This window comes from Actinosynnema sp. NPDC023658 (genome assembly GCF_040639995.1).
Classification (GTDB): domain Bacteria; phylum Actinomycetota; class Actinomycetes; order Mycobacteriales; family Pseudonocardiaceae; genus Actinosynnema.
This window is the reverse complement of the sequence record NZ_JBFAAX010000278.1, coordinates 1-7715: the sequence shown is the minus strand read 5'-3', so window position 1 is coordinate 7715 and position 7715 is coordinate 1. Positions and strand designations below refer to the sequence as shown.

Below are 7715 nucleotides of genomic sequence, written 5' to 3'. Positions count from 1 at the left end.
ACGATCGACCCCAGCTCCCGGGCCGCGCCGTCGGCCGCAGTCAGCCCGTACGCGCTGCCGCCCGTGAGCACGACACCGCGCACCTCCCGACCGCCGTAGCGGGGGTCGAGCGCGGCGGTGTCGCGCGTCGCGGGCGCTCCGCCACGAGTGTCCACAATGGACAGTGAGTCGGGCGGGAACAGCACGGCCGTGGTGCCGGTCAACGCGCCGCCGCCGATCCGCGTGGCGTGCCCGACGAGCACACCGGGCACGTCCGCGATCGAGTTCCGCACGTCGTCGATGCTACGTCCGGCACGTCGTCGCGGCCGCCGCGGTCGTCGCGGCGAGCGTCGAACTTCGGCTCGAACGCGTCTCGCGGCGGGACACGCGCCGCTCGCCCGCCGACCTCGATCTGCAACAAAAGAGCTGTTCAGGCCGGGTTTTGCCATCACGGTCCGGCAAACCTCGACCGGTGGCCGTTAGGCCGAACGGGTGCACGACAAAGGATTAGACCATTCGGGCGAGTGTCTACAAGCGACTCATCGGGCATCGTTCCGCCCGTTCGCTTCGCGGTGGCAGCCTGGTCCGGTTGCCCGGTCCAGGGGGTTTCGCAGGTGAGAGCTCTATTCGGCATGCGCGGGAACAGATCGGGCGCACGCAGACGCACGGCCGTCACGGCGGTTCTGCTCGTCGGTCTCGCCGGTGTGCAGCCGGTCGCGGTGGCGGCCGCGGCGGCACCCGCGCCCGCGCCGGCGAAGGCCGAGGCGGCGGACGAGGCGTCCGCGCGGGCGCTGGCCCAGCGGCTCGGTGAACCGGTGCTGATCACCGGTAAGACGACCGAGGTCGACGAGTTCCGGGCCACCCCGGACGGCGGGGTGACCTGGCGGCAGCACGAACGCCCGGTGCGCGTGAAGCGCGACGGTGAGTGGATCGCCGCCGACACGACGTTGGAACGGCGTCCGGACGGGACGGTCGCCCCGCGCGCCGCCGTGGTCGAGCTGGAGCTGTCCGGCGGCGGCAAGGGCTCCCGGGACCGCGGACCGCTGGTCAAGATGGGCCACGACGGCTCCGAGGTCGGCCTGGACTGGGACGCCGACCTGCCGGAACCGGTCCTGGACGGTCCTCGTGCGACCTACCCGGAGGTGCTGCCCGGCGTCGACCTGCGGATCACCGCGGACGTCGTCGGGTTCTCCGAGGTGCTGGTGGTCAAGACGCCGCAGGCGGCGCGGAACCCGGAGCTGCGCAGGATCACGTTCGGCTCGCACACCAGGAACGCGCGGGTGCGCCCGGCCGAGCGCCGCGCCAAGGCGGGCGATCCCGGCCTGGAGGTCGTCGACGCCGGGGGCGAGGTCGTCTTCACCGGTGACGCCACCCGGATGTGGGACTCCAGCGGCGACGACCGGCGTGAGCCGCGACGCGCGGTGATGGGCACCGAGGTGTCCGACGCGAGCGTGAGCATCGTCCCGGACCAGGACTTCCTGTCCCACCCGGACACCCGCTACCCGGTCTACCTGGACCCCGACTACTCGTGCGGCTCGTGCGGCAAGTCCCACCACGTGGTGGTGCAGTCGGGTTACACCGCGGCGAAGAACTTCGACGCGACCACCGGCGCGTTGAACGACCTCAAGGCCGGCTACCAGACGTCGGACTCCTCCGGGAAGTCCCGCTCGTACGTGCAGATGAACACCGAGCCGATTATCGGCAAGACGGTCGACTGGGCGACGCTGAACACCACGCTGCTCTACTCGTGGTGGGGCAGCGACCTGGCGAAGCCGACGGAACTGCACCTGGCCGGGTGGGTCGACGCGAACACCACCTGGGACAACCAACCCGGCGGGGTCGCCGTGCCCGGCACGTCCTCGTCGCACCTGTCGTCGGTCAACACGGTCAACCAGTCCAAGGCGCCGGGCGTGTCGATGCAGTTCGGCGCGTCGACGGCGGTGAAGGCCGCGGCGGCGAACGGCTGGGGCACCACGACGTTCCTGCTCAAGGGTGAGCGGGAAGCCGACAGCTACTCGTGGCGGCGGTTCGGGCTCAACCCGTACCTGGAGGTGCACTACAACTCCACGCCCAACAACCCCGTCGGCCACCTCATGCAGAACGGCTCCGTGCCGTGCGTGAAGGGCGAGAACCGGCCGTACGTGTTCACCCGCACGCCCCAGTTGCAGGCGTGGGTGTCCGACCCGGACGGCGGCAGCCTGAAGGTGATCGTCGCCACCAGCGGCGGCCCGTACGGCGCGGACACCCCGGGCACCTACCACGACAACGACGCGGCGCCGCTCTCGATCGGCACGCCCGGACCGAACCAGGGGGCGCTCGCCCAGGTGCAGGTGCCGGCCGGGTGGATCACCACGGACGGCGTCTACAAGTGGGCCATGCGGGTGTGGGACGGCGGCCTGTACTCGCCGCGGTGGGACTGGGACTGCGAGTTCTACGTCAACACCGCCGTGCCGCTGACCCCGACCGTGCGCGCGGCCAACACGCCGGTGAACCAGGGTGACACCGCGGAGTTCGGCATCACGGTCGACATGGCCACCCCCGGCCTGTACGACATCGACCGGTTCGTCTACACCACCGACGGCAGCGAGCCGTCCACCCAGGGGTCACCGAGCGTGCCCGCGACGAGGGACGACAGCACCGGCAGGATCGTCGCCAAGGCGGACCTGTCGACCACCGCGCTCAACGCCAACCAGAACCTGCTGAAGGTCCGCGCGGTGAACAAGGCCGGCACGCCGGGCCCGGACGGGTCCTGCACGAGCCCCCTGACGACCGTCGGCACCGCGCCGACCACCGCCTGCGCGTACTCCGTGCTCCCGTTGACCTCGGCCAGGTTCCTCAAGGGGGCCTGGGCGCTCGACGACCAGTCGGGCGCGACGGCCGCGGACAACGTGGCCGTGCTCAACCCCGGCGAGACCGCGCACCCGGCGACGCTCACCGAGGCCGGCTGGGACGTCGGCCAGAACCGCGGCAACTCGTGGACCCAGGCCGACGCGTTCGGCAGCAAGGACGGCGTCAAGGGCGGCATCACCATGCGGCCGAACGGCTACCTGGCCACCGCGCAGCCGGTCCTCGACACCGCCAGGTCGTTCAGCGTCGCGGCGTGGGCGAAGCTCCAGCGGACCGACGGCTACTACGTCGTCGCCTCCCAGGACGGGAGCTCGGTCAGCGGCTTCTTCCTCATGTACTCCGCCGACGAGGGCAAGTGGTCGCTCACCACGATGGAGACCGACTCGACCTCCCACGTCCCGACCCGCGTCACGTCCGCCGACGCCACCGCCGTGCCGGCGGTCGACCGGTGGACGCACCTGATCGGCACCTACGACGCGAACAGCAGGCAGGTGTCGCTGTACGTCGACGGCAAGCTCGCCGGGTCGAAGGTCCTCACCACCCCGTTGTGGAACGCCACCGGTCCCTTCGTCATCGGCGCGGCGAAGTGGGCGGGCGCACCGGCCGACAGCTTCCCCGGCCAGATCGACGACGTGCAGGCGTGGCAGCGGGTGCTGTCACCGCAGGACGCGCACGACCTCGCCACCACGTCCGCGCCGCGCGCGCAGTACGGGCTGGCGGAGGGCGCGACCGGGGTGCTGGCGACCGGGTCGTCGGGTGACGAGTACAGCGGCAACTACGTGCCCGCGCCGGTGAAGTCGTTGCAGGGGTACTGGAAGTTCGACGAGAACTCCGGCACCACGGCGGCGGATTCGAGCAACCACGGTGTCGGGTACGAGAACAACCTGATCACCACCGGTGCGTCGTGGGTGCCGGGCAAGTCCGGCAGCGCCCTGCGCTACACCGGTGCGGCGGACAGCTACAGCCGCTCGTCCGGACCCGCGGTGAACACCTCGCAGTCGTTCACCGTGTCCGCGTGGGCCAAGCTGGACGACCTGAACGGCTACTACGCCCTGGTGGGGCAGTCGGGCCAGAACGTGCCTGGGTTCGCGATCCGCTACTCACCGGACGTCAACGCCTGGATCTTCGGCCTGAACCGCTCGGACACGCCCGGTGCGATCACCGAGTGGACCTACCGGCACAACTCGGTCGCGGCGGCCGGCACGTGGACGTTGGTGACGGGTGTCTACAACAACGAGGCCAAGCGGATCCAGCTGTACGTGGACGGCAAGCTGATGGGCTCGCGGCCGTTCACCGGCACGCCGTGGAACGCCACCGGGGCGGTCACCGTCGGCACCTACAACTTCGGCGCGCTGACCGGCTCGTTCCGGGGCGTCATCGACTCGGTGCAGGTGTGGCAGCAGGCGCTGACCGCGAGCCAGGTCGCCGCGATGGCCGGCCGGACCTACGTGGACGGCACCTGGAACTCGACCGGTGACGTCACGGGCACCCCGACCGGCGGTGCGTCCCTCGTCGCGCGGGGCGGCGCGGCGAACGCGGCGTTCACCGGCGCGTCCGGCACGGCGGTCACCGCGCCCCGACCGCGTGACTTCCGCCCCGACCGCTCCTACACGGTCGAGGCGTGGGTCGAGAAGGACTCGCTCGGTGACTACACCCAGACCGCGGTGAGCATGGACGACACCACCAACAGCCCGTTCCTGCTCGGCTACCGCAAGTTCGGGGACTCCGGGTGGTGGGCGTTCGCGGTGTCGTGCGACCGGACCGCCGCGACCTGCCTGCGGACGGAGGTCAGCGACGCCCCGGCCGTGGCCGGCAGGTGGACGCACCTCGCGGCGACCTTCGACGGGGTGACCGGCCAGGCGTGCCTGTACGTCGACGGCACCAAGCAGTCCGGCTGCGTCGACGCGACCGGCGTCCACGACAGCGTCGGGCAGCTCGTGCTGGGCCGGAGCGTGTGGGGCGGCGTCGCGACCGACTTCTGGCAGGGCGGGATCGCGGGCGTGCGCGTGCACTCCGGCGTCCGCACCCCCGACCAGATCAAGGACGACCGCACCGCCGACGACCCCGGCACGTTGTTCGCGATCGTCCACTGACCGCCCGCGTTCTCCCACACCGAGGTTGAGACGGGAACGATGAACAGACGTAGAGCCGGCGTGCTCGTCAAGTCCGTGGTGCTCGCCGTCGTGGTCCTGGTGACCGCGACCGGCCCGATCCCGGCCATGGCCGCGCCGAAGGGTGGTTGGCACGGTCTCGGCTGGGACCTGCCCGCGTTGCAGGACGCGCGGGACGTGCCCGGGACTGGTGATCAGGCCCGTCCGGTGCCGCGTGCGGAGTCCGCCGAGCGGGCGGTGGGTGTGCCGCCGGAGGTGCGTAGTCCAACCCCCAGCAGTGGAACGGGTACGCCTACGCCGACAACAGCCCGGTGTCGCTGAGCGACCCCACCGGCCTGGCGACCTGGATGTGCCCGGACGGCGAGTGCGGCAGGCGAAGCCCACAAGATCATCTGCTCCTCCGGGTCGTGGTCGTGCTGAGGGGCTGGGCGATCGGTGGCGTGTCGGCCGTGCTGCTCCTGGCCGGTTGCTCGCCGTCACCCGGGGAGTCGGCGGCGAGCATCGAGAAGAGAGCTCACTCGCAGCTCGCGGTCCGCTCCCACGACAAGGTGCACGAGTACTACGCGAAGGCCGCCGGGAGCGTTTACGTGGGGGCACGGGTCGACGATCCCGTGCCGCTCGTGTCGCTGCCGGGAGGGACGTTCGGCAAGCCCCGGATCGATCTGTCCACCGAGGTCAACGAGAACCTGTCGGAGGCCGCGACGACCGTGGACGGCACCAGGTGCTGGACCAAGGTCTACCGGCTGCGCACGGGGCGGGAGCCGCAGGGCAACTGGTCGTTGTCCGAGGAGCAGCGGGCCGCGGTGCGGGACGGGACGCTCGAAGCGCTCGAAGTGGTGACGACCTGCGAGACGGGTGGCTAGAGTCGCCGGCGGCCCGGACCACCGAGCACGTCCGGGTCCAGGAGGACCGGGACCACGAGCACGCGTGGTCCCGGGCTCGGTGGATCGCGGGGGGGAACCGGCTCGTGAGCATGTCGGTGAAGGCACGGTGGACGGTTGTCGCCGCCGTGGTCGTGGTGGCGGCGGCCGGGGTCGCGTTGTGGCCTCAGGCGCCGGACGACCCGCACGCGTACGCGGGGAGCCATTCGGGGTTCGGGGTGGGGGACGTGGAGCGGTTGGCGCACGTGCCGGTGCCCGGTTGCGCGCGGGAGGGGTTGCGGTACTTCGTCTTCCCGCTGGACGCGGAGAGCGTGTGGTTCGACTTCCCGGGGTCCGCGGAGTGCGTGGACGAGTTCCTGACCGGAGCCGGCTTGTCCACCGGTGACGCCAGGCCGGGGCGGGAGTCGGTGGGGTTGATCGCGCCGCCTCCGGAGAGCGGCGCCCGGTGGGAGGTCGGGCCGGGCGACCGGGTGCAGGAGTGGCAGCGCGTCGTGGAGAGCTTCTCCGGCGAGCAGGTGGACGTCCGGGTGAACCGGTCGGCCGAGCCGCAGCACGTCTACGTCCGCGCGTTCGCCACGACCTGAGGGGCGGCGGACGGGGGCCGGGAAGGCAAGACTCGATCTTCTTCGCCCGGCCGGCTACCGTCGTCGACCATGACCGGTGAGGTGATCCTGCTCGGCGGACCGCCCGGGGCGGGCAAGACGACCGTCGCCCGGCTCCTCGCGACGACGGCGGTGCGGGCGACGGCGCACGTGGCGATGGACGGGTTCTTCCGCGCGATCGGCACGGGGTTCGTGCTGCCGTTCCTGCCCGAGGCGCAGCGGCAGAACGAGGTGGTGGTGGACGCGATCGCGGCGACCACCGCGGCCTTCGCGGACGGCGGCTACGACGTGGTGGTCGAGGGCGTGATCGGGCCGTGGTTCCTCGACCCGTTCCGGCCCCTGGCCGGTCGCGCCGCGATGTCCTACGTCGTGCTGCGCCCGGACCTGGGCACGACGATCGCCCGCGCGACCGGGCGGGGCAGCGGCGAGCTGCGCGAGGTCGAACCGATCACCGGGCTGCACGACGCGTTCGCCGACCTCGGCCCGCTGGAGCCGCACGTGCTCGACTCCACCGGCCTGTCCGCCGACGACACCGCCGCCGCGGTCCGGGAGCTGGTGGCCGGGGGCCGCTGCCGCCTCGGCTGACCGGTCCGTCCCGCTCCGTCAGCCGCCCCGGGTGAGCAGACCCGCGCCCAGCTCGCGGACCACGGACGCCAGGAGGTCGACGTCCTCCTCGGTCGTCCGCCAGTTCACGATGGCGGGTCGCAGGGCGACCATGCCCCGGTACACGGTGGTGCCCGCGTACACCCGGCCGTCCTCGATCAACGCCTCGCCCAGCCTGCGGTTGAGGTCGTCCAGGTCGTCGGCGGGCACGCCCGGCGGCTGGTAGCGGAAGCAGACGATGAACGAGGTGACCGGCGCGAGCAGTTCGAGGTCGGGCGCCTCCGCGATCCGGCGGCCCAGGCGCAGCGCCAGGTCCTGGTGCCGCTCCACCATGGCGCGGTGCCCGTCGCGGCCGTAGGCGCGCAGCGTCGCCCAGATCGGGAACGCCCGCGCCCGCCGCGCCGACTCCGGACCCAGGTTGTTGTAGTTGACGAACTCGTCGTCCGGCTCCGGCAGGTACGGGGCGTTCCACCCGCCGAACGCGCGCCCGAGCAACGACCCGTCCCGCACGAACGCCACCCCGCTCTCGTACGGCACGTTCAGCCACTTGTGGCCGTCCGCGGCCACCGAGTCGGCCCGCTCCACCCCGCGCACCAACCCGGCCGTGCGCGGTGACAGCGCCGCGTACAGCCCGAACGCGCCGTCCACGTGCAGCCACGCGCCGTGCCGCTCGGCCAGGTCGGCCATCTCGT

General features: G+C 72.1%; 7 protein-coding genes. 5 read left to right on the top strand and 2 right to left on the bottom strand.

Going from position 1 to position 7715, the window contains the following annotated elements:
* Positions 1 to 272, bottom strand: a 272-nt coding sequence (locus AB0G02_RS23705) for a P1 family peptidase (RefSeq protein WP_360797656.1), incomplete at its 3' end; no start/stop codon positions are given.
* A 339-nt stretch (positions 273 to 611) separates the two neighbouring features.
* Between AB0G02_RS23705 and AB0G02_RS23700 the strand changes: the two genes are divergently transcribed.
* The 5 genes from AB0G02_RS23700 (at position 612) to AB0G02_RS23680 (ending at position 7005) form a co-directional block, all read left to right on the top strand.
* A complete protein-coding gene (locus AB0G02_RS23700; protein WP_360797655.1) occupies positions 612 to 4919 on the top strand; it encodes a LamG-like jellyroll fold domain-containing protein in 4308 nt (1435 codons plus the stop codon).
* Between the two features lie 39 nt (positions 4920 to 4958).
* Positions 4959 to 5258, top strand: coding sequence for a hypothetical protein (locus tag AB0G02_RS23695; protein ID WP_360797654.1), 300 nt, complete (start codon positions 4959 to 4961; stop codon positions 5256 to 5258).
* The gene (locus AB0G02_RS23690) at positions 5249 to 5800 is read left to right on the top strand and encodes a hypothetical protein (protein ID WP_360797653.1); all 552 of its coding nucleotides are present in this window, start codon (positions 5249 to 5251) and stop codon (positions 5798 to 5800) included. Before AB0G02_RS23695 ends, AB0G02_RS23690 begins: the two co-directional genes overlap by 10 nt.
* Before the next feature lie 104 nt (positions 5801 to 5904).
* Positions 5905 to 6402 carry a hypothetical protein gene (locus AB0G02_RS23685; RefSeq protein WP_360797652.1) on the top strand — a complete coding sequence of 166 codons (498 nt, stop codon included), beginning with the start codon at positions 5905 to 5907 and terminating at the stop codon, positions 6400 to 6402.
* 69 nt (positions 6403 to 6471) lie between these two features.
* Entirely contained in the window at positions 6472 to 7005 is a 534-nt protein-coding gene (locus tag AB0G02_RS23680; protein WP_360797651.1) for an AAA family ATPase, read from the top strand.
* A gap of 18 nt (positions 7006 to 7023) precedes the next feature.
* Here AB0G02_RS23680 and AB0G02_RS23675 read toward each other — a convergent pair.
* Positions 7024 to 7715: pyridoxal-dependent decarboxylase (locus AB0G02_RS23675; RefSeq protein WP_360797650.1), on the bottom strand; the 692-nt coding region annotated here is incomplete at its 5' end.

What these genes read in the sequence shown, in the direction of transcription:
- AB0G02_RS23695 (WP_360797654.1), top strand. Translation starts at nt 4,959, where the DNA reads ATGAACAGACGTAGAGCCGGCGTGCTCGTCAAGTCCGTGGTGCTCGCC.
- AB0G02_RS23680 (WP_360797651.1), top strand. Translation starts at nt 6,472, where the DNA reads ATGACCGGTGAGGTGATCCTGCTCGGCGGACCGCCCGGGGCGGGCAAG.
- AB0G02_RS23700 (WP_360797655.1), top strand. Translation starts at nt 612, where the DNA reads ATGCGCGGGAACAGATCGGGCGCACGCAGACGCACGGCCGTCACGGCG.